The sequence below is a fragment of the Kineosporia succinea genome (genome assembly GCF_030811555.1).
Lineage (GTDB): Bacteria > Actinomycetota > Actinomycetes > Actinomycetales > Kineosporiaceae > Kineosporia > Kineosporia succinea.
Genome location: NZ_JAUSQZ010000001.1, coordinates 3,327,521 through 3,351,574 on the forward strand (window position 1 = coordinate 3,327,521; position 24,054 = coordinate 3,351,574).

Genomic DNA, 24,054 nt, shown 5'->3' on the forward strand with positions numbered 1-24,054 from the left:
CGTGAGCGGGCTGGTCCGGCCCGCCCCGCTCCACAGCCCGGCCCGGATCAGCTCGGCGAAGCACTCGGTCGCGATCGTCTTCGCGCTCAACGGTCTCGTCTTCTCCTCCTGGTCGGCGCGTCTGCCCGCCGTCCGTGACCAGCTCGACCTGAGCGTGGGCCGGATCGGCCTGGTTCTGCTGGCTCTTTCGGCCGGTTCGCTGGTGATGCTCCCCAGCGCCGGGGCGGTGATCTCCGCACTCGGCCCCGCCCGCACGGTGCTGACCGGAGTGCTCATCGGCTCGGCGGGGGTGGTCGCGGTCGGCCTGGCCCCCGACGTCTGGCTGCTCGCGGCCGGGCTGTTCCTGACCGGGGCCGGCATGGGCGCCTGGGACGTGGCCATGAACGTCGAGGGCGCCGAGGTGGAACGCCGCATCGGCCGGGTGGTCATGCCCCGTTTCCACGCCGCCTACAGCCTGGGCACGGTCGGCGGCGCCGGTTCCGGGGCCCTGGCCGCCGCGCTGGATGTCAGCCCGAGGGTGCATCTTCCGCTCGTCGCGCTGGTGGTGCTGATCGGGGGCACGCTCGCGCAGCGCCGGTTCGTGGCCCTGCCCGGTGAGACGGAGGACGGGGCGCAGGCCCGCAGCCGGGTGCGCTCGGTGCTCGCGGCCTGGGCCGAGCCGAAGACCCTGCTGATCGGGGCGCTGGTGTTCAGCATGGCGCTGGCCGAGGGCGCGGCGAACGACTGGCTGGCCCTGGCCGTGGTCGACGGGTACGGCGCCCCGCACGCCCTCGGGGCGGGCGTCTTCGCGGTCTTCGTGATCGGCATGACCGTGACCCGGATGGCCGGCCCGGCGCTGCTCGAGCGGGTCGAGAACGCCCGGGCCCTGCGGATCAGCGCGGTGCTGGTGCTTCTGGGCAGCGGGCTGGTGATCTCCGGCACCCTGGTGCCCGGCCCCGGTGCGTACCCGATGGCCGTCGTCGGCGCGCTGCTGTGGGGGGTCGGTGCGGCGCTGGGCTTCCCGATGGGCATGACCGCGGCGGCGGCCGATCCGGTGAACTCGGCCGCGCGCGTCGGCGTAGTGTCGACGATCGGGTACACCGCCTTCATCGCCGGGCCGCCCGTGCTCGGTGCGGTGGGGCAGCAGGTCGGGGTGGCCCTGTCGCTCGCCGGGGTGAGCCTGGCCGTGCTGCTGGCACTGATCACGGCCGGTGCGGTGAGATCCTCTCGGTGAACGGGTTTCGTGAGTGTTGTGGAGGAACGGATGACGCGGCTGGCTGACCTGACGACCCTGCGGGTGGGGGGTCCGGCCCGGCGGCTCGTGGTCGCCACCTCCGCCGACGAGCTGGTGCGGGCGGTGAGCGAGGCCGACGCGGCGGGCGAGCCGGTGCTGCTGGTCGGCGGTGGCTCCAACCTGGTGATCGGCGACGCCGGGTTCGAGGGCACGGTGGTGCAGGTGGCGAGCCGCGGCATCACGGTGCACAACGTGGACTACTGCGGTGGGGCGGAGATCACGGTCGAGGCCGGGGAACCGTGGGACGGTGTGGTCGCCCGGGCGGTGTCCGAGGGCTGGATCGGGGTCGAGGCGCTGTCCGGCATCCCGGGCTCGACCGGTGCGACGCCGGTGCAGAACGTGGGCGCCTACGGCCAGGAGGTCTCCGGCACGGTCGCCAGCGTGCGCACCTACGACCGCCGGGAGAAGAAGATCCGCACGCTGGCCGCGGCCGACTGCCGGTTCGGTTACCGCGACTCGCTCTTCAAGCGTGAGCGGTTCGCCGGTGGCCCCCGTTATCTGGTGCTGCAGGTGTCGTTCCAGTTCGTGGTGGCCGACCTGAGCGAGCCGGTGAAGTACGCCGAGCTCGCCCGCAGGCTCGGCGTCGAGATCGGCGACCGGGTCCCCCTCGCGAACGTGAGGGACAACGTCCTCGATCTGAGGGCCGGCAAGGGGATGGTGCTCGACGGCACCGACCACGACACCTGGAGTGCCGGGTCATTCTTCACCAACCCGGTGCTGCCGGCCGAGCAGGCCGCCGCACTGCCCCCGGCGGCGCCGCGCTACCCCGCGCCCGACGGCCTGGTGAAGACGTCCGCCGCCTGGCTGATCGACCACGCCGGATTCGCCAAGGGGTTCGGCCTGCCCGGCCCGGCGAGCCTGTCCACGAAGCACACGCTGGCCCTGACCAACCGGGGTGCGGCGAGTGCGGCCGACGTGCTCGACGTGGCCCGTCAGGTGCGTGACGGGGTGGAGAAGGAGTTCGGCGTGCGGCTGGTGCCGGAGCCCGAACTGATCGGGTGTGAGCTGTAACACCGGCTCCGGCGGACGGGCCGGGTGAGGGCCCGTCCGGCGGGACCTGGCCCGGGCACCCCCGGGAACCTGGCAAACTCTGTTCATGGAGCGCCCGGTCACCACTCTTCCCAAGGCCCATCTGCACCTGCACTTCACCGGCTCGATGCGGCCGGCGACGCTGGAGGAGATGGCGGCCAAGCACCGGATCCGGCTGCCCGAGACCCTGCGTGAGCACCACCTCCTGCGCCTGACCCCCGATGAGCGGGGCTGGTTCCGCTTCCAGCGTCTGTACGACGCGGCCCGCGCCTGCGTGCGCGACGCCGACGACATGCGGCGCCTGGTGATCGAGGCCGCGGAAGACGACGCCGCCGAGGGCTCGCGCTGGCTGGAGATGCAGGTCGACCCCACCTCGTACGCCCCGCACGTGGGCGGGATCACGCCGGCCCTGGAGATAGTGCTCGACGCGGCCCGGGAGGCCACGGAGACCACCGGCTGCCAGGTCGCGATCGTGGTGGCGGCCAGCCGCATGCGGCATCCGCTCGACGCGCGGATCCTGGCCCGGCTGGCCGCCCGCTACGCCGGTGAGGGCCCGGGCACGGTGGTCGGCTTCGGCCTGAGCAACGACGAGCGGCGCGGCGACACCGAGGAGTTCGCCGGTGCGTTCCGGATCGCGCGCAACGCCGGTCTGGCCAGCCTGCCCCACAGCGGCGAGCTGCGCGGCCCCGACCACGTGGCGGTCACGCTCGACACCCTGCACCCCGACCGGCTGGGCCACGGGGTGCGCTCGGCCGAGGATCCCGAGGTGCTGGCCCGGGTGATCGACGCCGGCGTCGCGCTCGAGGTGTGCCCGGCCTCGAACGTGGCCCTCGGGGTGTACCCGACGCTGGGGGAGGTGCCGCTGCGCACGCTGGTGGACGCGGGGGCGCGGCTCGCGCTCGGCGCGGACGACCCGCTGTTGTTCGGCCCGCGCCTGGCCGCGCAGTACGAGGCGGCTCGCGAGGTGCACGGCATGGACGATGCCGGTCTGCAGCATCTCGCGGCCTCGTCGATCGAGGCGTCGCGGGCCCCCGACGACGTGAAGAAGAAGCTGCTGGCCGACGTGGAGGCCTGGGCCCCGGCGAACGGGTGAGGGCGTGGCTCCGGCGGCGAACCCGGAGCCACGCCCTGGATGAGCCCGATCAGTGCCCCGCTCCCTCAAGCGGGGACACTGACCAGACGCCGCGCCTCTCGGAGCGCGGCTCCGGACTCGGTGGGCCTGACGGGGGACAGGCTCTGTCCGATCCGGAAGTGTGTAGGGTCAGGCGTTTTCGCCTCTGGTGCGTTCTGGTGCGGTGCGGGTGCCGGAGCGGTTCAGCTCGGCACGCCGGCGGTGGCGATGATGAACGAGACGACGGCCACGGCCAGCACCGTCATCGTCACACCGAACATGATCGTCTTCATCAGGAACTTGAACGGGTTCTGCAGGATCACCACGAACGGCTGCTGGAACCGGCTGACCACGTTGACCACGGCCAGCACGACCGCGCAGACCAGGACGATGACGAGCAGTACGCCACCCTGCCCTCCGTCGCTGCCCCCCGAGGCGACCAAGGTGTTGAAAGTTGCTCCGTTGCCTGCGATTGAGCCGGTCACTGGGTTCCCCTCCCTGGTGCGACCGAGCAGTTGCGGGTCGCGGGGCGACCGCTGATTCCGCGGGGTCCAGAGGCGTTGAAGGACCTGCGGGTCCGTCAGTCCTCGTCGCTGAAGAGGGCGGCGGGGTGACTGGTGTTCAGCTGAAAAGCACTTGATCTCAGTGTGACCACACTGAAGCCTCAGGGCAACCCGTTTCAGGTACTTATTCGGCTCAATAAATGAAATTTCAGTGCCATTCAGCCCTGCCGACCCGGGTTCGGCTGATCCCGCTGTCGTGACCACTGATCACCACTGATCGCAACGGCCGGTGACCGGTGATCCCCTGCAACGTTGTCAGTTTCGAGCAAACAATGACATCAATTAGTGTCAATGAAATTGGTTTCCGTCACCTGTCGACCGCTATTCTTCCCCCGCCGGTGCGGTTGCCGGTACGGGCATGAAGAGTGCAGGACACGCGCGGTTTCAATTCTGCTCAAGCTCTCCCCGGCTGAAGGCCTTCAGTGGTTAACTTGATGAGTCGGCGTGGGCTGTAGTTCCAGCGGACTTCAGTGAAGCGGGGGTGTGTGGGAATTGGCTGAGGTAGCGAACACCCGACTGGGCAACCGGTTGAGAGCTCTGCGGCAGCACCACTTCGGCCAGCCCGTCACCCAGCGCCAGTTGTCCGGCGCGCTGCGGCTGAGCGGTGCCCTGATCAGTTCCTGGGAGAGCGGCGCGGCCATTCCGCCCGAGGAGCGGCTGGGCGGATACGCGCGGTTCTTCTGCACCCAGCGTTCGATCGAGAGCGACCCGGCCCGCCTGGTGGCGGAGTCCGACCTGTCTCCCGACGAGGAGTACCAGCGGGAAAGGCTTTTCGAAGACCTGCGGCTGCTGCGCAACGAGGTGCTCGACGAGCCCAACGCCGACGACTTCGACCGCGAGACCGGTGCCCTCGGGGGGCGTTTTCTCTACTACCCCGACGGGCAGCCCATCACCATCCTCTGCACCCCGCTGAGTGCCCGTCAGCTCGGTTACACCGACGAGGCCGCCCACGCCGCCCAACTGCTTCCCGCGGTGCAGTACACGACCAACCAGCACCACCCCAACTTCGTGCGCAACCTCGGCAACGCCGACATCGATGCCCTGATCGAGCTGGTCGGCCACGTGCGGGCGGAGAACCCGACCGCAGACGTCCAGTGGATGACGTACGACCGCGTCAGTTCCGCCGACCAGTTCACCGGCCACCTCATCCTGCTCGGTGGGGTGGACGAGAACATCGAGGCGGTCCCGGCCGGCTCGGTCAACGTGCTCGAGGTGCTGCGCGACCGGCTCGACATCCCGATCCGGATGACCTGGGACGAAGACGGGATCGAGTTCGACGGTGAGGTGCGGGTGCTGCTCGACGGAGACGGCGTGCCCACGTCCGACCCGTCGAAGATCGCCGACCACGAGGGGTTCCGGCCGGACTGGGTGCCCGGCCACGACGACTCGCGCAAACGGGCCTATCTCCGCGGTGTTCCACAGCTGATGTCCGACGTCGCGATCATCCAGCGGTCGCGCAACCCGTTCAACCCCGGTGCCACCGCGACCCGGTTCGGCGGCATGTTCAGCCGCGGCACCTACGGCGCCGTGCGCGCCTTCACCGACGCCCGGTTCCGGCAGCGCAACGAACTGTGGCTGGAGAACACCCTCGACCCCGAGGACTTCTGGATGCTGCTCAAGGTGCCGGTGATCGCCGGAACCACGATGACGCCCGACCTGGGCCGCGCGTCTGCCCGCATCCGCACTTCCTGATCTTTCTGCCCCGCGCCGGCGCCCGCCGGTCGCCATAGCCGAAAACCGGGTCATGACCTCCATGCCTGCTGCGTCCGCACCGCGGACGCCCACTCAGCCGCGCGCGCACACCGTCGTCACCCCGGTCGCGCCGGTACCAGCCCAGTCCACCGAACCCGTAGAGCTCACCGGGCCCGTCCAGCTCCTTGAGCCGGCACCGCTCTCCGGGGCCGCACCGCTCATCGGGCCCGTCCGGCCCGCCGAGCCCGTCCGGCCCGCCGAGCCGGTGCGGAAGCCGTATCCGGAGCCGTATCCAGAACCCCAGCCGTTCCCGGAGACCCGCCCGGACACCGCCGCCGACTACCGGGCCAGCCACTGCGGTCTCCTGCGCGCCCTCGACGGCGCCGGCCGGCCGCCCCTGCCCCCACCCGGCAGCGCCCTCGAGGCCTACGGCCCGAGACTCGGCGACCGGCAGCCCGGCGGAGTGCGCCGGCGCGGCGGCATCGTGGTGCCGACCGGCCGCGACCTGCGCACCGGCAAGCCCGGTCTGACCTTCGCCGCCGAACTCGCCCGCGACCACGACTGCTACCTGGTGGTCGTGCTCAGCCGGGAGGCACACCGGGCCGACTTCCCCGCGGCGATCCACGAGATGCTGGGCGAGAGGCTGATTCTCGTCGAGCTCGACGAGGTGCACCCGTCGTGGTCGCCCGGTCTGGCCGGGTCCGGCGACCCGATCGGCGTCCTGCACCGCTCCAACGACGTCGGCCGCAAACGCAACCTCGGCATCATGCTCGGGATGCGCATGGGCTGGGAGTTCCTGCTCTTCCTGGACGACGACATCTCCCCGCACGACAAGCCCGACACCCTCTCCGCCGAGAACCTCGCCCACGCCCTGAAGGTGATGCGGCTCGACGCCGAGCTCCAGGCCGTCGGCTGGCCGCTCGTCGGGTTCGACGACAACTCGGTGGTCGGCCACGCCCGGCCGCTCGCCGGGCTGCCGCAGGACATCTTCATCTCCAGCGGCGCCCTCCTGCTGCGCTGCTCGACGCTGATGGCCTTCTTCCCCGAGAACGTCTACAACGAAGACTGGCTGCTGTTCCTCATGCTGCTGGCCTGCTCCCCGAACTACCAGAGGGCGCTCGCGGCCGGCGGTCCGGTGCAGCAGCTCGAGTACGACGCGTTCTGCCCGGTGCGGGCCCGTTCCGAGGAGGTCGGGGAGATCCTCGGCGAGGGCCTGATGAACCTGGTGGAAGACCACGGCCCGGGCTTCGTCAACCTGATGAGCGGCCGGTACTGGAAGCGGGTCAAGGCCGGGCGTCGCTCACTGTTGCGGCGCATCGTCGTCGGGGTCGCCGGGAAGCCGGTGTTCTGGGCGGCGAACGAGCCCGCACCCACGACCGACCGCGTGGTCGTGTGCATGAACACTGCACTCCAGACGCACGGGGAAATCTCCCCCTCCGCGCTCGCCCGCTACACCCGGACCTGGTGGCGCGATCGCGAGGTCTGGCAGAAGGTGCTGGTCAGGCTGCAGAACGAGGCTCACGACGAAACCCCCGAGGCACGGATCGCCGACCTACTCACGAGTCCCCGGGCCGTCGGGCCCGGCGCGGCGATCTGAGGGGGTTGCCGGGAATCGCCACTCCCCGTCAGCATCGGTAGCGGCTGAGGACGGGCGGTCCCGGCCTGGCAGCGGCCTTCACCCGCCACGCGCTGTCACTGCACGGGGAAAGGCGGGAACCTGTGCTGGACGGGGAGAAGCAAGAGATCGTCGCGCATCGGGCATCGCATGCGCATCTGGTGCGGGCGGACTGGCCGGAGGCCTTTCCGCCCTCGATCGACGCGGTGGTCGTACCGGCGAGCCGGCCGAGTTTCCGGCTGCGCCACGCGGTGCGGCTGGCCGAAGACCTGGGCGCTCCGCTGGTGGTGGCCTGCAGTGCCCGGGCGCGGGTGGGTGAGGTCGCCCGGGAGCTGGAGCGCTGGCAGGGCGTGGCTTTCACCGTGCCCGCCGAACCTCCGATCGCGGTGCGGCGCCTGCACACCCGGCAACTGGCGCTCGACGAGACCGAGGGTGAGACCGGAGACGAGACAGGACATCACGGGTCACCGGCCGACCGGCTGATCCCGCTGGCCCGCTGGGAACTGCCGGGGGGATCGGCCGAGGAGGTCCCCGGGGCGGCCCTGCTCACCCGGCTGAGAACCGCGGAGGTGCGCAGCCGCACGCGTCCGTACCTCGACGTCTCGACCAAGCGCAACGTCGCGCTGCTCCTGGCCCGGCAGCTGGGCTGGCGCCGTCTGCTGTTTCTCGACGACGACATCCAGCCCCCTCCGGCCGCGGACATCCTGCGGGCCACGGCGGTGCTGGGGCCCGGCGGGGCGTCGATGGCGAGCTGGCCGGCCCAGGAGTTCCCCGACAACTCGGTGGTCTGTCACGCCCGGCGCGTGGTCGGCCTCGAGCAGGGCACCTTCCTGGCCGGGGGATGCCTGCTCGTGGATCTGACCCGGGCCCTGCCGTACTTCCCGGGCGTCTACAACGAAGACTGGCTGTTCTGCTGGGAGGCCGTGCGCGACCGGCGCATGGCCATGCCGGGCAACGTCGACCAGATCGCCTACAACCCGTTCGACCCGGCGCGGGCGGCGCGCGAGGAGTTCGGCGACGTGCTCGGGGAAGGGCTCTTCGCCCTGCTGCACCGTTCCCCCGAAGACGTCCTGCTCGGCCTGGTCGGGCAGGGGCCGGCGGCCGACCGCGACGGGCTGGTCGAGCCGGCCCGGCAGCCGGCCTACTGGAAGCAGGTGCTGGCCGGGCGGCGGGCGATGGTGGCCGAGGTCGCCGGGCGGTTGCAGGCCCGGGCCGGCTCCGACCCGGAGGCCGCGGTGCAGCTGCGCGCGGTGCGGGCGGGGCAGGAGCAGCTGCACCGGATCGGGGCGCACGAGCTCGCCGGGTTCGTGCGGCTGTGGCTCGAAGACCTCGGCACCTGGCGCTACGAGCTGGCCCAGCTGCACCGGCACACCACCTTCAAGGAGGCGTTCGGTCAGCTCGGCATCGACGAGTTCCAGCGGGTGGGCGTCAGCTGAGGCGGGTGGGCAGCAGCCCCTTCTCCATCGCGATCGTCACCGCGCGGGTCCGGTCGTCCACCCCGAGCTTCGCGAAAACCCGCAGCAGGTGGGTCTTCACCGTGGCCTCGCCGATGAACAGGGCCCGCCCGATCTCGGCGTTCGTCATCCCCTTCGCCACTGCCCGCAGCACCTCGACCTCACGCGGGGTGAGCGGGTTGGCGGGGGCCGGGGCACGCAGACGCGACACCAGTCTCGCGGCGACGGGCGGGGCCAGCACGGTCTCGCCCCGGGCCGCCGCCCGCACGGCGTCGACGAGCACCGGGCGGGGCACGTCCTTCAGCAGGTAGCCGGTGGCCCCGGCCTCCACCGCGTGCACGATGTCGTCGTCGGTGTCGTACGTGGTCAGCACCAGCACCCGGGTGCCCTGCAGACCCGCGGTGATCGCCCGGGTGGCCCCGACGCCGTCGAGGCCGGGCATGCGCAGGTCCATCAGCACCACGTCGGGCCGCAGGGTCGTGGCTCGCGCGACGGCCTCGTGACCGTCCCCGGCCTCGCCCACGACCTCCATGTCGGGCTCGACGTCGAGCAGCCCGGCCAGGCCGGCGCGCACGATCGGGTGGTCGTCCGCGACCAGGATCCGGATCACGGGTCTCAGTCCCTCCGTCAGAGCGAGAAGCATGTCGTCACGGCCGAATTGAGGACGCCCCGGTCGCCCGGGCCTCCCGGGTCGGGTGAGCCGGTGGTCACCGGACGCCGGTGATCAGGCACGGGCCGGCCTCGGTACCCGCACCCGGATGCTCGTCCCCTGCCCGGGCGCGGTGACCACGTCGAGCCGGCCTCCGCCGGCGCGGGCCCGGTCGCGCATCCCGGTGAGGCCGTACCCCGCCGGGGCCGACGCGTCCTCCATCTCGAAACCCTGACCGTCGTCGCGAACCTCGACCCACGCGTCCTGCGGGGTGCTGCCGAGCCGCACCGTCACCGAACCGGCGCCCGAGTGCCGCCGCACGTTGGCCAGCCCCTCCTGCACGGCCCGTAGCAGCACCACCTCGAGATCACGCGTCAGGCCGGACAGGTCACCACTCACCTCGGCCTCGGCGGCGATCCCGGTCTCGGCCCCGAACCGCCCCACCAGGCGGCGCACCGCATCGGCCAGGGTGGTGCCGTCGAGCGCGACCGGGGCGAACGCCGCGACCAGGGCCCGGGCCTCGCCGAGGTTGTCGCGGGCCACGTCCTCGATCGTGGTGAGCCGCTCGTCGAGCCGCGAGACGTCCGTCCCACCGGGCGATTCCAGCGACGCCCGGGCCACCTGGGCGAGCATCACGATGCTGGTCCAGCCCTGGGCCAGCGTGTCGTGGACCTCCCGGGCCAGGCGCTCGCGTTCGGCCTGCACCCCCTGCGCGTGATGGGCCCGGCCCAGCTCCGCACGGGTCTGCTCGAGCTGGGCGATGAGCTGCGAGCGCTCGGCCGACTGGTCGATGATGCCCTGCGTCCACAACCCCATCAGGGCCGAGAACCCGGTGCTCAGAACCATGATCGGCAGCGTGTGCCCGGCGTTCTCGGCGTCCCAGCCCCCGCCGGTCATCAGGCCCAGCGTGCCCGCGACCCCGAGCGAGACGGTCAGCACCAGCGCGCTCTGGTTGCGCGGGGCGAACAGCCAGATCTGTGGGAACACGATGCAGAAGAGCAGCGCCAGCGACGGGTCGGCGGCGCACGCCACCCCGGTCGCCGCCACGGCGATCACCAGGTAGGCGGTCTCCGCCCGGCCGCTGCCCGGCACGTGCGAGTCGGGCCGCAGCGCGAGCAGGGCCAGGGCGATCACCCCGATGCAGGCCAGCGCGAGGGTGCGGGCCGGACCGGTCATGTCCGAGGCGGTCGCCAGCCGGATCGCCGCCACCGCCATGAAGATCCAGAAGGCGGCGCCCCAGGCCCGCGCGAACCGGTCCCAGACGTGCGGCCCGCCCGTCACCGGCTCCCGGGCCGCTGCCAGCGGAACGTCCGCAACGCCAGGAGCGTCCCGATCACCAGCCATGCGGTCAGTATCAGCGCCGTGAGCCCGAGCTGCCAGGAGCCGGAGACCTCGGCCGCCGCGAACTCCTCCGGCAGGAACACCGAGCGCATGCCCTGGGCCAGCCAGCGCAGTGGGAAGACCGAGCCCAGAGTCTGCATCCAGCCCGGCAGTTCGGTGAAGACGAAGAACACCCCGGAGATGAACTGCAGCACGATCACCACCGGGCTCACCACCGCGGCCGCGCTCTTCGACGAGCGGGCCAGTGAGGAGTAGGCGATGCCGAGAACCGTGCCGGCCGCCGCCCCGAGCCCGAAGACCCAGGCGAAACGCAGCCACCGCATCGGGTCGGTGGGCAGCTCGAGCCCGAACAGCAGGGCCCCGACCACCAGCAGCACCGCTGCCTGCACCAGGCCGGTGACGAGCACCAGCCCGACCTTGCCGAGGAAGTAGGCCAGGGGTGGCATCGGCGTGCCCCGCAACCGCTTCAGCGTGCCGTCGTCGCGCTCCACGGCGATCCCGATGGCCAGGGTCTGGAAGCTCGACAGCACGATTCCCGAGGCGATCATCCCGGCCGCGAAGTACTGGGTGAACGACACCCCCGGGGCCAGCTCGTCGTCGAACACCGAACCGAACACGAACAGCAGGATCACCGGGAAGGCGAACGTGAACACCACCGTCTCGCGCAGCCGGAAGAACTCCTTCAGCTCGATCCCGGTGCGCGCCAGCCCGAGCGAGAACGCGCTCGGCAGAGTCCTATTCATGAATCATCCCGAGGTAGACGTCTTCCAGGGTCGGGCGCAGCACCTGCAGGTCCGGCACCTCGCCCGCATACCGTTCCGAGAGCGCGGCCACCAGGGCGGTCGGCGCCGGGGTGAGCTCCTCACCGTCCCGCCACACCACCCGTGCCCGCTGCTCGTGACGCCCGCCCAGCCGCGCCGGGGTGTCCACCGCCACCAGCCGCCCGCCCGCGATCACCCCGACCCGGTCGGCCAGCTGCTCCGCCTCGTCCAGGTAGTGCGTGGTCAGCAGGATCGTGGTGCCCTCGTCACGCAGCCGCCGCACCAGCTCCCAGAACGAGCGCCGGGCCTGCGGGTCGAAACCGGTGGTGGGTTCGTCGAGGAACAGCAGCTCCGGCGTCCCGATGATGCCCAGCGCCACGTCCAGACGCCGCCGCTGGCCCCCGGACAGGCTCCGCACCCGGCTGTTCCGCTTCGGCTCCAGGCCCACCGCGTCGATCACCTCGTCCACGTCGCGCGGCCGCGGGTAGTACCGGGCGAAGTGCCCGACCAGCTCGCCGACGGTCAGCTCGGCGTAGTCGTCGCTGCTCTGCAGCACGATGCCGATCCGGGCGCGCCAGGCCCGCCCGGCCCGGCCCGGGTCCTCCCCGAGCACCGAGACCTCACCGCCGTCGCGCTCGCGGAAGCCCTCGAGGATCTCGGTGGTGGTGGTCTTGCCGGCACCGTTCGGGCCGAGCAGGGCGAAGACCTCGCCGGCGGGGACGTCGAGGTCCAGGTCGTCGACGGCACGCACAGCGCCGTACTCTTTGACGAGAGAGCGAACCCGGATGTGCGGGGGATCGGTGGACATGTGTCCATCCTGTTCACCGCACTGCCGTACCGGGACGACCAAGGGGCTGACAGGCGTCCACCATCCGGTGGACACCAGGGCGGCGACACCCGCTCTGAGGTGCCAGTTCGACCCGGGCGCCCTTGGATGCGTAGACTCTCGCCCGGGTGGTCACGCACCGCCAGGATCTCGCACGCCGATGGTGTGTGCCTGGCAGTGATTTCCACTCGTAGGGCAGTGGCGCAATTGGTAGCGCACCGGTCTCCAAAACCGGCGGTTGGGGGTTCGAGTCCCTCCTGCCCTGCGGGATGTGCTCGCGGCAACAGGACGTGTCGCGGAACTGACAGGGCCCGTACCGACATGTTCGGTGCGGGCCACGATCACTGGACCGACCCGATCCACGCCGTGGCGCGGGCCTGGGAAGGCCCGGGCCTGACGACAGGCCCCAGACAACCAGGTGAGGACCGTGAGCAGCACGTCATCGACGAAGAAGCGCAGGGGCGGGCCGTTGCTCTTCCTGCGGCAGGTCGTGGCCGAGCTGCGGAAGGTGGTCCGTCCCACCCGGAACGAGCTCATCACCTACACGTCCGTGGTGCTGATCTTCGTCCTCGCCGTGATGCTTTACGTGTCGGCGCTGGACTTCGGCTTCGGCAAGTTCGTGCTCTGGGCGTTCGGCGGCGGTAGCTGAGTCGCCTGCGCGGCGGCTCCGGTGCACGATCGAGAGCGTTGAGAGCCGGCCCGACCACTCCGTGAGCGGGCCGGAACGTACGAAGGGAAGCAGGACAAGCGTGTCCGAGAACACCGAGCAGTTCACCGAGGAGGACACCGACCTCGCCACCACGGCGCAGGACGGTTCCGACGACGCCGCCACCGACGAGGTGGCCGGCGCCCTCGAGCAGGACGAGACGGACGACGCGCAGCCCGAGTCCGTTCCCACCGCCGGTGCGGACGACGAGGAGCCCGGCGACCCGGTCGAGGAGTTCAAGGCGGGTCTGCGCCGCGCTCCCGGTGACTGGTACGTGATCCACTCCTACGCGGGTTACGAGAACCGGGTCAAGGCCAACCTCGAGAACCGCACCACGAGCCTCAACATGGAGGATTACATCTTCCAGGTCGAGGTGCCGATGGAAGACGTGACCGAGATCAAGAACGGCCAGCGCAAGCAGGTCCGCCGGGTCCGGATCCCTGGTTACGTCCTGGTCCGCATGGACCTCACCGACGAGTCCTGGGGCGCCGTCCGGCACACCCCGGGCGTCACCGGTTTCGTCGGCCACACGCACCAGCCGGTTCCGCTGAGCCTCGACGAGGTCTTCTCGATGCTCGCCCCGGCCCTGGCGCCGGCGGAATCCACGAGCAAGTCCTCGAGCCCCGGCAAGTCCGAGGTGAAGGTCGTCGACTTCGAGGTCGGCGAGACCGTCACCGTGATGGAAGGGCCGTTCGAGACCCTGCCGGCCACCATCTCCGAGATCAACGCCGACGCCCAGAAGCTCAAGGTGCTGGTCTCGATCTTCGGTCGGGAGACCCCGGTGGAACTTTCGTTCGCCGACGTCTCCAAGATCTGATCGCACCTAAACACCCGGAAAAAGGAACAAGGTCATGCCCCCCAAGAAGAAGGTCTCAGCTCTGATCAAGCTGCAGATCAATGCCGGCCAGGCAACTCCCGCCCCGCCGATCGGGCCTGCGCTCGGTCAGCACGGCGTCAACATCATGGAGTTCTGCAAGGCCTACAACGCCAAGACCGAAGGCCAGCGCGGCAGCGTGGTTCCGGTGGAGATCACGGTCTACGAAGACCGTTCCTTCACCTTCATCACGAAGACCCCGCCGGCCGCCGAGCTGATCAAGAAGGCCGCCGGTGTGGCCAAGGGCTCGGGCGAGCCGCACAAGACCAAGGTCGGCAACCTCACCGCCGCCCAGGTCCGTGAGATCGCCACGACCAAGCTCGAAGACCTCAACGCGAGCGACCTGGACATGGCGTCCCGGATCATCGCCGGCACCGCCCGCTCGATGGGGATCACCGTCGAGGGCTGAGCCTCTCACCCGTACTTTTTTCACAGCACCACGTGGCAGGGCCGGGCGCGGTCCGTCGACCACACTTCTCCTGGAGGAGAATCATGAAGCGCAGCAAGTCCTACCGCGCAGCGGCGGAGAAGATCGACAGCGACGAGCTGTACTCCCCGCTCGACGCGATCAAGCTGGCCAAGGAGACGTCGAGCACGAAGTACGACGCCACCGTCGAGGTCGCGTTCCGTCTCGGTGTCGACCCGCGTAAGGCCGACCAGATGGTGCGCGGCACCGTGAACCTGCCGAACGGCACCGGCAAGACCGCCCGGGTGCTGGTCTTCGCCACCGGTGACCGTGCCGCGCAGGCCGAGGCCGCGGGTGCCGACATCGTCGGCTCCGACGAGCTCATCACGAAGATCCAGGGTGGCTTCCTCGACTTCGACGCCGTCGTCGCCACGCCCGACCTGATGGGCAAGGTCGGGCGTCTGGGTAAGGTCCTCGGTCCCCGTGGCCTGATGCCGAACCCGAAGACCGGCACGGTGACCATGGACGTCGCCAAGGCCGTCGAGGAGATCAAGGGCGGAAAGATCGAGTTCCGCACCGACAAGCACTCGAACCTGCACTTCATCATCGGCAAGACCTCGTTCACCGAGTCTCAGCTGGTGCAGAACTACGCGGCCGCGATCGAAGAGGTCATGCGCCTCAAGCCGTCCGCCGCGAAGGGTCGCTACCTGAAGAAGGCGACCATCACCACCACGATGGGCCCGGGCATCCCGGTCGACCCGAACGCGGTGCGGGCGCTGGAGGAGCAGGCCTGAGCCTGATTCCCCGGCACCTCCCGGTGAGGTTCTGAACCGAAGAACGGCCCTGTTCGCACACTGCGAATAGGGCCGTTCTCATGATCGCCACGAGGCGCCCGGTGACGGTCTTTTTCTACTGATCCGCAAGGTAGGGTTAACGGGCGCGACGCCTGACGGGAGTGCTCCCGGAGGGCGAGGGTCCAGCAGCCGGGCTCCAGCGCTGTCTGCTGTGCGCGGAACGTGTGGGGCGGAGGGCCCGGTGTACGAAACGGAACGTCTGGAGGAGCCCGCGGCCCGCTCGGAGAGCAGGTTGCTGCTCGTCGAGGACGACGACGGGGACGCCCTGATCGTCGAGGACCTGCTCGACCTGGCCGGCAGCGGTTTCGAGATCGTGCGGGCCCGGAGCCTCAAGCAGGCTCGAGATCTGTTGCGCCGCAACAAGTTCGGCTGTGTCCTGCTCGACCTCGGACTGCCCGACGGGCAGGGGCTGGATGTCGTGCACAGCCTGCTCGACGAGGCCTCCGACGTCGCGGTCATCTGTTTCACCGGTCTCGACGACGAGCGCTCCGGCGCCGCCGCGGTCGCCGCCGGTGCCCAGGACTACCTGGTCAAGGGCCAGGTCGACGGTGAGCTGCTGAGCCGGGCGATCCGCTATGCGATGGAGCGGCGCCGGGCCGAGGAGCAGTCCCGCCAGCTCTACGCCAGCGAGGTGCGCACCCAGGAGTACGCCCGTCTCGAGCGTGGCCTGCTGCCGCTGACCCAGACCCGCGACCCTGCCCTCGGCGTCACCGCCCGCTACCGCCCGCAGGCCGGTGACCTGCTCGGCGCCGACTTCTACGACGTGGTCGAGGCCCCCGACGGCCGGGTGTTCATCCTGATCGGCGGCGTGGCCGGGCACGGTCCCGAGGAGGCGGCCCTCGGGGTCAGCCTGCGCGTCGCCTGGCGCGCTCTGGTGATGGCCGGCGTCGACCCGGGCCGGCTGCTGCCCGTGCTCGAGGAGCTGCTGATCCGGGAGCGCCGCTCGGAGGAGATCTTCGTGCAGGCCACGCTCTGCGTGATCGACGCCGACCGGCTCACCGCGCACCTGTGGCTGGCCGCGCACCTGCCGCCGATGCTGCTCGACCCGGTGCCGACCCAGCTGCCCGGCGACCCCGCGAGCATGGCGATCGGCCTGCTCCCGCCCGGGGCCTGGCGCGGTCGCAAGATCACGCTGCCGGCCCGCTGGCGCCTGCTCTTCTACACCGACGGCCTGGTCGAGGGTTCGCGCGGCCGTGGCCTGCACCACGAGCTGGGTGTGCCCGGCCTGCTCGAGCTGGCCCAGGCCAGCCGCACGGTCGGCGACGACGGCGCCGAGGTGGTGGACGACCTGCTGGACCGGGTGCAAGACGCGCACGGGGGAGAGCTGCCCGACGACGTCGCGGTGATCGCGGTGCAGTGGCCGAGGGAGTTCAAGTGACCACGTGGTGGAACCGCATGCGTGAGCCGCGGGTCTGGGGTGTGCACGGCCGGATCGCCGCCGCCCTGGTGGTCGTCGTGGCGCTGCTGACCGGGGTGGTCACGGCCGCCGTGCTGACCCTGCTGGAGACCCGGCAGGTGCAGCGTGAGGTGGTGCGCGACTACTACGAGGGCCTGCGCGCCTCGCAGAACTACTTCATCGCGATGCTCGACTCGGAGACCGCGATCCGGGGTTACGCCCTCACCCACGACCCGTCGGCGCTGACCCCGCTCAACGACTCGGACCAGCCCTGGGACAACCCGATCTCCGACACCCTGGGCCGGGTGCTGCCCGACACCGCGGCGATCCCGGCGATGCAGGAGGCGGAGGCGGCGGCCGAGGTCTGGTACTCGGACTGGGCCGCGCCCACGATCCGCAGCATCCAGAACGGCGACGACCTCAGCGGCAAGGACTTCGACGAGGGCCGGGAGCTGTTCGACAACTTCCGCACGCAGTACAACGAGGCCATCAACACGCTGCGTCCCGAGCGCGAGGCGGCGGCCGACCACCTGGCCCGCGTCACCAACCTGGGCTTCGCCATCGGCGTGCTGAGCGCGATCATCTGCCTGGTCGCCGGCGTGGTGCTGTGGATCCTGATGCGGCGCTGGGTGAGCAACCCGGTCGCGCACCTGGCCGGTGAGGCGCGCATCGTGGCCAACGGTGAGTACGACCACGCCGTGATCGGCCTGGGCCCGCCCGAGTTCGTCCAGCTCGGTAACGACGTGGAGTCGATGCGGCAGAAGCTGGTCGAGGAGATCGACCAGGCCGACGAGGCCCGGCGCCAGACCGTGCGGGCCCGGGCGATCCTCGAGGAGCAGACCCAGGAGCTGCAGCGCTCCAACCGCGAGCTCGAGCAGTTCGCCTACGTGGCCTCGCACGACCTGCAGGAGCCGCTGCGCAAGGTGGCCAGCTTCTGCCAGATGCTGCAGCGGCGTTACGGCGGTCAGCTCGACGACCGCGCCGACCAGTACATCCACTTCGCGGTCGACGGTGCCAAGCGCATGCAGCAGCTGATCAACGACCTGCTGGAGTTCTCCCGGGTGGGCCGGATCAGCACGCCCGCCTCCGACGTGGCCCTGTCCGACTGCCTCGGCAACGCGATGCTGAACCTCGAGGCCGCGCGCGAGGAGTCCGGCGCGCAGATCGAGGCCGACGACCTGCCGGTGGTGCACGGCGAGGCTCCGCTGCTCACCCAGCTGCTGCAGAACCTGATCGGCAACGCGATCAAGTTCCGGGCCGGGGCGGTGCCGCGGGTGCGTATCACCGCCGTGCGCCAGGGCGACTTCTGGGAGTTCGCCTGCTCCGACAACGGCATCGGCATCGAGCCGGAGTACGCCGAGCGGGTCTTCCTGATCTTCCAGCGGCTGCACGCCAAGGAGGTCTACGGCGGCACCGGCATCGGCCTGGCCATGTGCAAGAAGATCGTCGAGTACCACGGCGGCCGGATCTGGGTCGACGAGTCGCCCGCCAACCCGGGCGCGGTGCGGCCCGATTCCTCGGCGACGACGGACGCGCCGGTCGGGTCCGGGGGCACGGCGGGGGAGGGCGACGGGCCGGGAACGATCATCCGCTGGACCCTGCCCCTGACCACGGAGCAGAAGGCGGCGGACGCGGTGGGGCCGGCGGAGTCGGCCAGGCCGGCCAAGGCTCTGGGGCCGGGGGACACGGTCGGGGCGGTGGGCCGTTGATCGCGGTGCTGCTGGTCGAGGACGACCCGGGCGACGTGGTGATGACCCGGGAGGCCCTGGAGGACACCGGGGTGACCAGCCGGCTGGACGTGGTCGGCGACGGGGCCCAGGCGCTGGACTTCCTGTACCGGCGCGGCCCGTACGCCGACGCGCTGCCGCCCGACCTGATCCTGCTCGACCTGAACCTGCCGAAGATGCACGGCCAGGAGGTGCTGTCGGCGGTCAAGGCAGACCCGCAGCTGCGGCACATCCCGGTGGTCGTGCTGACCACGTCGGAGGCCGAGGAAGACGTGCTGCGCAGCTACGACGGCCACGCCAACGCCTACGTGACCAAGCCCGTGGACTTCGAGAGCTTCGTCGCCGTGGTGCGGCAGATCGACGACTTCTTCGTGAGCATCGTGAGGCTCCCGCACCACTGATTTTGGTTTCTGGGCCCGGAACCCGTACTCTTGACAGAGCCAAAGATCGCCGGTTGCCGTCCTCACTCAGGATCGGCTGAAGGTCCCGCAATGTGTGGGCGGCCAGCGTAGGTGACCGGTAGAGCTTTGAAATTCCTGCCTCGGCAAGGTTCTTCAACGCCCCGTGCGCCTGCGCCGGGGCGTTTCGCATTTCTGCGGGCCGTGAGCGCACCGGCAACAGAAGTGAAGGAGTCCCATGGCACGGGCAGACAAGGCTGCGACGATCGCAGAACTCACCGAGAAGTTCCGCGGTTCCAACGCCGCGGTCCTGACCGAGTACCGAGGACTGACCGTCTCCCAGCTCACGCAGCTGCGTAAGAGCATTGCGGAGCACGCGACCTACACGGTCACCAAGAACACGCTGACGAAGCTGGCCGCGCAGAACGCCGGGATCACCGCGTTCGACGGTGAGCTGGCCGGTCCGAGCGCGGTCGCGTTCGTCACCGGTGACGCGGTCGAGGTGGCCAAGAGCCTGCGTGACTTCTCGAAGGCGAACCCGGCGCTCGTCGTCAAGGGCGGTTTCCTCGACGGCAACCCGCTCACCGCCGACGAGGTGCGCAAGCTCGCCGACCTGGAGTCCCGCGAGGTCCTGCTGGCCAAGATGGCCGGCGCGATGAAGGCGTCCCTCACCAAGGCCGCCGTCCTCTTCCAGGCCCCGCTCTCCAAGACGGTCCGCACCGTCGAGGCCCTGCGCGAGAAGCAGGCCGCCGGTGCTCCGGCCGCGGCCGAGAGCGAGCCCGCGGCCGAGACCGTGGAGGCCTGACCTTCAGGTCAGTCCCGCACCCTCAGAACCATCTGGATCCTGCGAAGCAGATCCACTTCTCCAGACCTCGTTGCGCAGCATGACTCGCAACGCAGTACCGAAAGGGATAGCCACCATGGCGAAGCTCAGCACCGACGAACTGCTCGACGCCTTCAAGGAACTGACCCTGATCGAGCTCTCCGAGTTCGTGAAGGCCTTCGAGGAGACCTTCGACGTCACCGCGGCCGCCCCGGTCGCCGTGGCCGCTGCGGGTGGCGGCGCCGCCCCGGCCGAGGCCGAGGCCGAGAAGGACGAGTTCGACGTCGTCCTCGAGTCTGCCGGTGACAAGAAGATCCAGGTCATCAAGGAGGTCCGTGGCCTCACGAGCCTGGGCCTGAAGGAAGCCAAGGACCTCGTCGACAGCGCCCCGAAGGCTCTGCTCGAGAAGGTCAACAAGGAGACGGCCGAGAAGGCCAAGGCGGCCCTCGAGGGCGCCGGCGCCACCGTCACCCTCAAGTGATGACCGCCCGGTCCGCCGGGCAGTTCTGACTCATCGGTTCCCCGTACCGTCCATCCGTGGGCAGTGCGGGGAACCGCTGTTTTGGGGTGATTCACACCGCACTGCCCCGAATCGGTGAGCGGACCGGCTCACCCGGCCGACGCGTCCCTCATTCTCGGGGGCCCCTCACCCGGTCGGCCGAACGGCCAGGTAGCAGGCTCGTTATTCTGGTTGATGCCCCGCCCCACGGGTGGCGAGCGGTGAACGTGACCGGAAGTCGACGCAAAGTCCGCGCACCGGTCGCCGGAATGTCGCGGCGCGTGGGGTTGACGCTGATCTGAGGGCTTGTCATGCTCTTTCTGCAAGCACCGCCGGAGAGCGTGAAGATGCAGGTGGGACGGTCGTACCCACCCCTGCCACAGGCTCCGCCGGCGTCGTGCCGAGGGTGCCAGCACCGGCTGAAATTGCCGGGTAGACAGTCCTGGCTATTTTCCGGTAGGGTGAGCCTTTGCGCTGACCTCTGCCCTCCAAGCGTCCATTCGCGGGGCTAGAGCGCGCGCACGTTACGCCCGCAGGCCCGTGGAAGGACCCCTCTTGGCTGCCTCGCGCACCGCGTTCAGTGGCTCGACTACCCCGTCCGGCCGTATCTCTTTCGCCAAGATCCATGAACCGCTTGAGGTTCCGAACCTCCTGGCATTGCAGACCGAAGCCTTTGACTGGCTCCTCGGCAACGACAAGTGGCAGGGCCGTGTTCAGGCCGCCATCGACGGAGGCAACCAGGCCGTCCCGACCACCTCTGGTCTTGAGGAGATCTTCGAGGAGATCTCCCCGATCGAGGACTTCTCCGGATCGATGAGCCTGTCGTTCCGTGACCACCGCTTCGAACCGCCCAAGTACTCGATCGACGAGTGCAAGGAGCGGGACATGACGTACTCGGCCCCGCTCTTCGTGACGGCCGAGTTCATGAACACCACCACCGGTGAGATCAAGAGCCAGACCGTGTTCATGGGCGATTTCCCGCTCATGACCGAGCGCGGCACGTTCGTGATCAACGGCACCGAGCGTGTGGTCGTCTCCCAGCTGGTGCGTTCGCCGGGCGTGTACTTCGAGCGCTCGATCGACAAGACGTCCGACAAGGACATCTACACCGCCAAGGTGATCCCGTCGCGCGGTGCGTGGCTGGAGTTCGAGATCGACAAGCGCGACATGGTCGGTGTCCGCATCGACCGTAAGCGCAAGCAGTCCGTCACCGTGCTGCTCAAGGCGCTGGGCTGGTCCGAGGCGCAGATCCTCGAGGAGTTCGGCGAGGTCGACTCGATCCGCCAGACGCTGGAGAAAGACCACACCGCCAGCACCGACGAGGCGCTGCTCGACATCTACCGCAAGCTGCGCCCGGGCGAGCCGCCGACGCGCGAGGCCGCGCAGACGCTTCTGGAGAACCTGTACTTCAACCCGAAGCGCTACGACCTGGCCAAGGTCGGCCGGTACAAGATCAACAAGAAGCTGGGCGAGAGCCTGCCGCTGACCGACAGCGTGCTGACGGTCGACGACATCATCGCCGCCATCCGCTTCCTGGTGACCCTGCACGCCGGTGGCAGCACCATGCCGGGCACCAAGAACGGTGACCCGATCGACCTGGTGGTCGAGGTCGACGACATCGACCACTTCGGTAACCGTCGTCTGCGCACGGTCGGTGAGCTCATCCAGAACCAGGTCCGTACCGGCCTGTCCCGGATGGAGCGTGTCGTGCGCGAGCGCATGACCACCCAGGACGTCGAGGCGATCACCCCGCAGACCCTGATCAACATCCGCCCCGTGGTGGCGTCGATCAAGGAGTTCTTCGGAACGTCCCAGCTGTCGCAGTTCATGGACCAGAACAACCCGCTCGCGGGTCTGACCCACAAGCGCCGCCTGTCGGCGCTGGGTCCGGGTGGTCTGTCCCGTGAGCGCGCCGGCTTCGAGGTCCGTGACGTCCACACCTCGCACTACGGCCGGATGTGCCCGATCGAGACCCCGGAAGGCCCGAACATCGGCCTGATCGGCTCGCTCGCCACCTACGCGCGCATCAACCCGTTCGGCTTCGTCGAGACGCCCTACCGCAAGGCTCGCGGCGGCGTCGTCCTCGACGAGATCGACTACCTGACGGCCGACGAGGAAGACCACGTCATCGTCGCCCAGGCGAACGCCCCTCTCACCGAGGACGGCCACTTCGCCGAGGAGAACGTCCTGGCCCGGTCGAAGGACGGCGAGGCCGAGCTGGTCCCCGCCGGCGAGATCGACTACATGGACGTCTCGGCGCGCCAGATGGTGTCGGTCGCCACCGCGCTGATCCCGTTCCTCGAGCACGACGACGCCAACCGCGCCCTGATGGGCTCGAACATGCAGCGTCAGGCCGTCCCGCTGGTGAAGTCCGAGGCGCCCCTCGTCGGTACCGGCATGGAGTTCCGTGCCGCTGTCGACGCCGGTGACGTGGTCGTGGCCCACACCGCGGGTGTCGTCACCGAGCTGTCGGCCGAGGCCGTCACCACGATGAACGACGACGGCAGCTACACCACCTACAAGATCGCCAAGTTCCGCCGCTCCAACCAGGGCACGTCCTACAACCAGCGCGTGCTGGTCGACGAGGGCGACCGCCTGGAGGTCGGCTCGGTCATCGCCGACGGCCCGGCGACGGACATGGGCGAGATGGCGCTCGGCAAGAACCTGCTCGTCGCGTTCATGTCGTGGGAGGGCCACAACTACGAGGACGCGATCATCCTCTCCCAGCGTCTGGTGCAGGACGACGTCCTCTCCTCGATCCACATCGAGGAGCACGAGGTCGACGCCCGTGACACCAAGCTGGGCCCGGAGGAGATCACCCGCGACATCCCGAACGTCGCCGAGGAGGTCCTCGCCGACCTCGACGAGCGCGGCATCATCCGCATCGGTGCCGAGGTCGTCCCGGGCGACATCCTGGTCGGCAAGGTCACGCCCAAGGGCGAGACCGAGCTGACCCCGGAAGAGCGTCTGCTCCGCGCGATCTTCGGTGAGAAGGCGCGCGAGGTCCGTGACACCTCGCTGAAGGTCCCCCACGGCGAGACCGGCACGGTCATCGGCGTCAAGGTCTTCGACCGCGAGGACGGCGACGAGCTGCCCCCCGGCGTCAACCAGCTGGTGCGCGTGTACGTGGCGCAGAAGCGCAAGATCACCGATGGTGACAAGCTCGCCGGCCGTCACGGCAACAAGGGCGTCATCTCGAAGATCCTGCCGGTCGAGGACATGCCGTTCCTCGAAGACGGCACGCCGGTCGACATCGTGCTCAACCCGCTGGGTGTGCCGAGCCGGATGAACGTCGGCCAGGTGCTCGAGACCCACCTGGGCTGGGTCGCCTCGCGCGGCTGGGAGATCGAGGGCGAGCCCGACTGGGCCAAGCTCATCACCCCCGACCGCCGTCAGGCGGAGCCCAACACCCGGGTCGCCTCGCCGGTCTTCGACGGTGTGCGGGAGGAGGAGATCATCGGTCTCCTCGACTCCACCCGCAAGACCCGTGACGGCGTGCGCCTGATCGACGGCTCCGGCAAGGCGACCATCTTCGACGGCCGCACCGGCGAGAAGCTGCCGATGCCCGTCTCGGTCGGCTACATGTACATCCTGAAGCTGCACCACCTGGTGGACGACAAGATCCACGCTCGCTCCACCGGCCCGTACTCGATGATCACGCAGCAGCCGCTGGGTGGTAAGGCGCAGTTCGGTGGCCAGCGCTTCGGTGAGATGGAGGTGTGGGCCCTCGAGGCCTACGGCGCCTCCTACGCCCTGCAGGAACTGCTCACGATCAAGTCCGACGACGTGGTGGGTCGCGTCAAGGTCTACGAGGCCATCGTCAAGGGCGAGAACATCCCCGAGCCGGGCATCCCCGAGTCCTTCAAGGTCCTGATCAAGGAGATGCAGTCGCTCTGCCTCAACGTCGAGGTGCTCTCCAGCGACGGCACCTCGATCGAGATGCGTGACTCGGACGAAGACGTGTTCCGCGCCGCCGAGGAGCTGGGCATCGACCTGTCCCGGCGCGAGCCGAGCAGCGTCGAAGAGGTCTGATAACGGACGAGCCGGCGCGCGCCTC

Annotated in this window: 21 protein-coding genes and 1 tRNA gene; 17 read left to right on the forward strand and 5 right to left on the reverse strand. The window is 69.8% G+C overall.

The features are described 5' to 3' along the window. The first annotated feature begins 1 nt into the window (after window position 1). The 3 genes from J2S57_RS14565 to J2S57_RS14575 all read left to right on the forward strand — a co-directional run bounded on the left by J2S57_RS14565 (window position 2) and on the right by J2S57_RS14575 (window position 3,395). Window positions 2-1,213: an MFS transporter gene (locus tag J2S57_RS14565; protein ID WP_307242888.1), complete on the forward strand. Its 1,212-nt coding sequence runs from the start codon at window positions 2-4 to the stop codon at window positions 1,211-1,213. A 30-nt stretch (window positions 1,214-1,243) separates the two neighbouring features. Next, window positions 1,244-2,284: a UDP-N-acetylmuramate dehydrogenase gene (locus J2S57_RS14570; protein ID WP_307242891.1), complete on the forward strand. Its 1,041-nt coding sequence runs from the start codon at window positions 1,244-1,246 to the stop codon at window positions 2,282-2,284. An 85-nt stretch (window positions 2,285-2,369) separates the two neighbouring features. Further along, entirely contained in the window at window positions 2,370-3,395 is a 1,026-nt protein-coding gene (locus J2S57_RS14575; RefSeq protein ID WP_307242893.1) for an adenosine deaminase, read from the forward strand. A gap of 221 nt (window positions 3,396-3,616) precedes the next feature. Here the strand turns inward: J2S57_RS14575 and J2S57_RS14580 are convergent, their stop codons facing one another. Beyond that, on the reverse strand, window positions 3,617-3,898 hold the full coding sequence (locus tag J2S57_RS14580; protein ID WP_307242895.1) for a hypothetical protein: 282 nt from the start codon (window positions 3,896-3,898) through the stop codon (window positions 3,617-3,619). Window positions 3,899-4,468: 570 nt separating this feature from the next. Between J2S57_RS14580 and J2S57_RS14585 the strand changes: the two genes are divergently transcribed. The 3 genes from J2S57_RS14585 (at window position 4,469) to J2S57_RS14595 (ending at window position 8,719) form a co-directional block, all read left to right on the forward strand. Beyond that, window positions 4,469-5,668 (forward strand): helix-turn-helix domain-containing protein, encoded by a 1,200-nt coding sequence (locus tag J2S57_RS14585; protein ID WP_307242897.1) that lies wholly within the window; start codon window positions 4,469-4,471, stop codon window positions 5,666-5,668. Window positions 5,669-5,729: 61 nt separating this feature from the next. Beyond that, window positions 5,730-7,265, forward strand: a complete 1,536-nt coding sequence (locus J2S57_RS14590; RefSeq protein WP_307242899.1) for a hypothetical protein — start codon at window positions 5,730-5,732, stop codon at window positions 7,263-7,265. Between the two features lie 179 nt (window positions 7,266-7,444). Further along, the gene (locus J2S57_RS14595; protein ID WP_307242901.1) at window positions 7,445-8,719 is read left to right on the forward strand and encodes a hypothetical protein; all 1,275 of its coding nucleotides are present in this window, start codon (window positions 7,445-7,447) and stop codon (window positions 8,717-8,719) included. Here J2S57_RS14595 and J2S57_RS14600 read toward each other — a convergent pair. The 4 genes from J2S57_RS14600 to J2S57_RS14615 form a co-directional block, all read right to left on the reverse strand. Then, the gene (locus tag J2S57_RS14600) at window positions 8,712-9,347 is read right to left on the reverse strand and encodes a response regulator (RefSeq protein WP_307242904.1); all 636 of its coding nucleotides are present in this window, start codon (window positions 9,345-9,347) and stop codon (window positions 8,712-8,714) included. The two genes, J2S57_RS14595 and J2S57_RS14600, sit on opposite strands and share 8 nt — an antisense overlap. Before the next feature lie 114 nt (window positions 9,348-9,461). Then, window positions 9,462-10,730 carry a sensor histidine kinase gene (locus tag J2S57_RS14605; RefSeq protein WP_307242906.1) on the reverse strand — a complete coding sequence of 423 codons (1,269 nt, stop codon included), beginning with the start codon at window positions 10,728-10,730 and terminating at the stop codon, window positions 9,462-9,464. After that, complete coding sequence (locus J2S57_RS14610) at window positions 10,664-11,470, reverse strand: ABC transporter permease (protein WP_307242908.1); 807 nt, start codon at window positions 11,468-11,470, stop codon at window positions 10,664-10,666. The genes J2S57_RS14605 and J2S57_RS14610 overlap by 67 nt, the downstream gene beginning before the upstream one ends. Then, a complete protein-coding gene (locus J2S57_RS14615) occupies window positions 11,463-12,296 on the reverse strand; it encodes an ABC transporter ATP-binding protein (RefSeq protein WP_307242910.1) in 834 nt (277 codons plus the stop codon). Before J2S57_RS14615 ends, J2S57_RS14610 begins: the two co-directional genes overlap by 8 nt. A 210-nt stretch (window positions 12,297-12,506) precedes the next feature. Here J2S57_RS14615 and J2S57_RS14620 point away from each other — a divergent pair. The 11 genes from J2S57_RS14620 (at window position 12,507) to rpoB (ending at window position 24,029) form a co-directional block, all read left to right on the forward strand. Then, a tRNA-Trp gene (locus J2S57_RS14620) sits at window positions 12,507-12,579 on the forward strand. A 162-nt stretch (window positions 12,580-12,741) separates the two neighbouring features. Beyond that, window positions 12,742-12,963 (forward strand): preprotein translocase subunit SecE, encoded by a 222-nt coding sequence (gene secE, locus J2S57_RS14625; RefSeq protein ID WP_307242912.1) that lies wholly within the window; start codon window positions 12,742-12,744, stop codon window positions 12,961-12,963. 100 nt (window positions 12,964-13,063) lie between these two features. Beyond that, complete coding sequence (nusG, locus tag J2S57_RS14630; RefSeq protein ID WP_307242915.1) at window positions 13,064-13,837, forward strand: transcription termination/antitermination protein NusG; 774 nt, start codon at window positions 13,064-13,066, stop codon at window positions 13,835-13,837. Between the two features lie 34 nt (window positions 13,838-13,871). Continuing rightward, window positions 13,872-14,303, forward strand: coding sequence for a 50S ribosomal protein L11 (gene rplK / locus J2S57_RS14635; protein ID WP_307242917.1), 432 nt, complete (start codon window positions 13,872-13,874; stop codon window positions 14,301-14,303). 83 nt (window positions 14,304-14,386) lie between these two features. After that, window positions 14,387-15,094: a 50S ribosomal protein L1 gene (gene rplA / locus J2S57_RS14640; RefSeq protein WP_370882471.1), complete on the forward strand. Its 708-nt coding sequence runs from the start codon at window positions 14,387-14,389 to the stop codon at window positions 15,092-15,094. 241 nt (window positions 15,095-15,335) lie between these two features. Then, window positions 15,336-16,532 carry a PP2C family protein-serine/threonine phosphatase gene (locus J2S57_RS14645; RefSeq protein WP_307242919.1) on the forward strand — a complete coding sequence of 399 codons (1,197 nt, stop codon included), beginning with the start codon at window positions 15,336-15,338 and terminating at the stop codon, window positions 16,530-16,532. Further along, window positions 16,529-18,259 carry a CHASE3 domain-containing sensor histidine kinase gene (locus J2S57_RS14650; protein WP_307242921.1) on the forward strand — a complete coding sequence of 577 codons (1,731 nt, stop codon included), beginning with the start codon at window positions 16,529-16,531 and terminating at the stop codon, window positions 18,257-18,259. Before J2S57_RS14645 ends, J2S57_RS14650 begins: the two co-directional genes overlap by 4 nt. Then, window positions 18,256-18,678, forward strand: a complete 423-nt coding sequence (locus J2S57_RS14655; protein ID WP_370882472.1) for a response regulator — start codon at window positions 18,256-18,258, stop codon at window positions 18,676-18,678. The genes J2S57_RS14650 and J2S57_RS14655 overlap by 4 nt, the downstream gene beginning before the upstream one ends. Before the next feature lie 235 nt (window positions 18,679-18,913). Beyond that, window positions 18,914-19,480: a 50S ribosomal protein L10 gene (gene rplJ / locus J2S57_RS14660; RefSeq protein WP_307242923.1), complete on the forward strand. Its 567-nt coding sequence runs from the start codon at window positions 18,914-18,916 to the stop codon at window positions 19,478-19,480. Between the two features lie 115 nt (window positions 19,481-19,595). Beyond that, a complete protein-coding gene (rplL, locus tag J2S57_RS14665) occupies window positions 19,596-19,979 on the forward strand; it encodes a 50S ribosomal protein L7/L12 (protein WP_307242925.1) in 384 nt (127 codons plus the stop codon). A 573-nt stretch (window positions 19,980-20,552) separates the two neighbouring features. Then, window positions 20,553-24,029 (forward strand): DNA-directed RNA polymerase subunit beta, encoded by a 3,477-nt coding sequence (gene rpoB, locus J2S57_RS14670; RefSeq protein ID WP_370882473.1) that lies wholly within the window; start codon window positions 20,553-20,555, stop codon window positions 24,027-24,029. Window positions 24,030-24,054 lie beyond the last annotated feature (25 nt).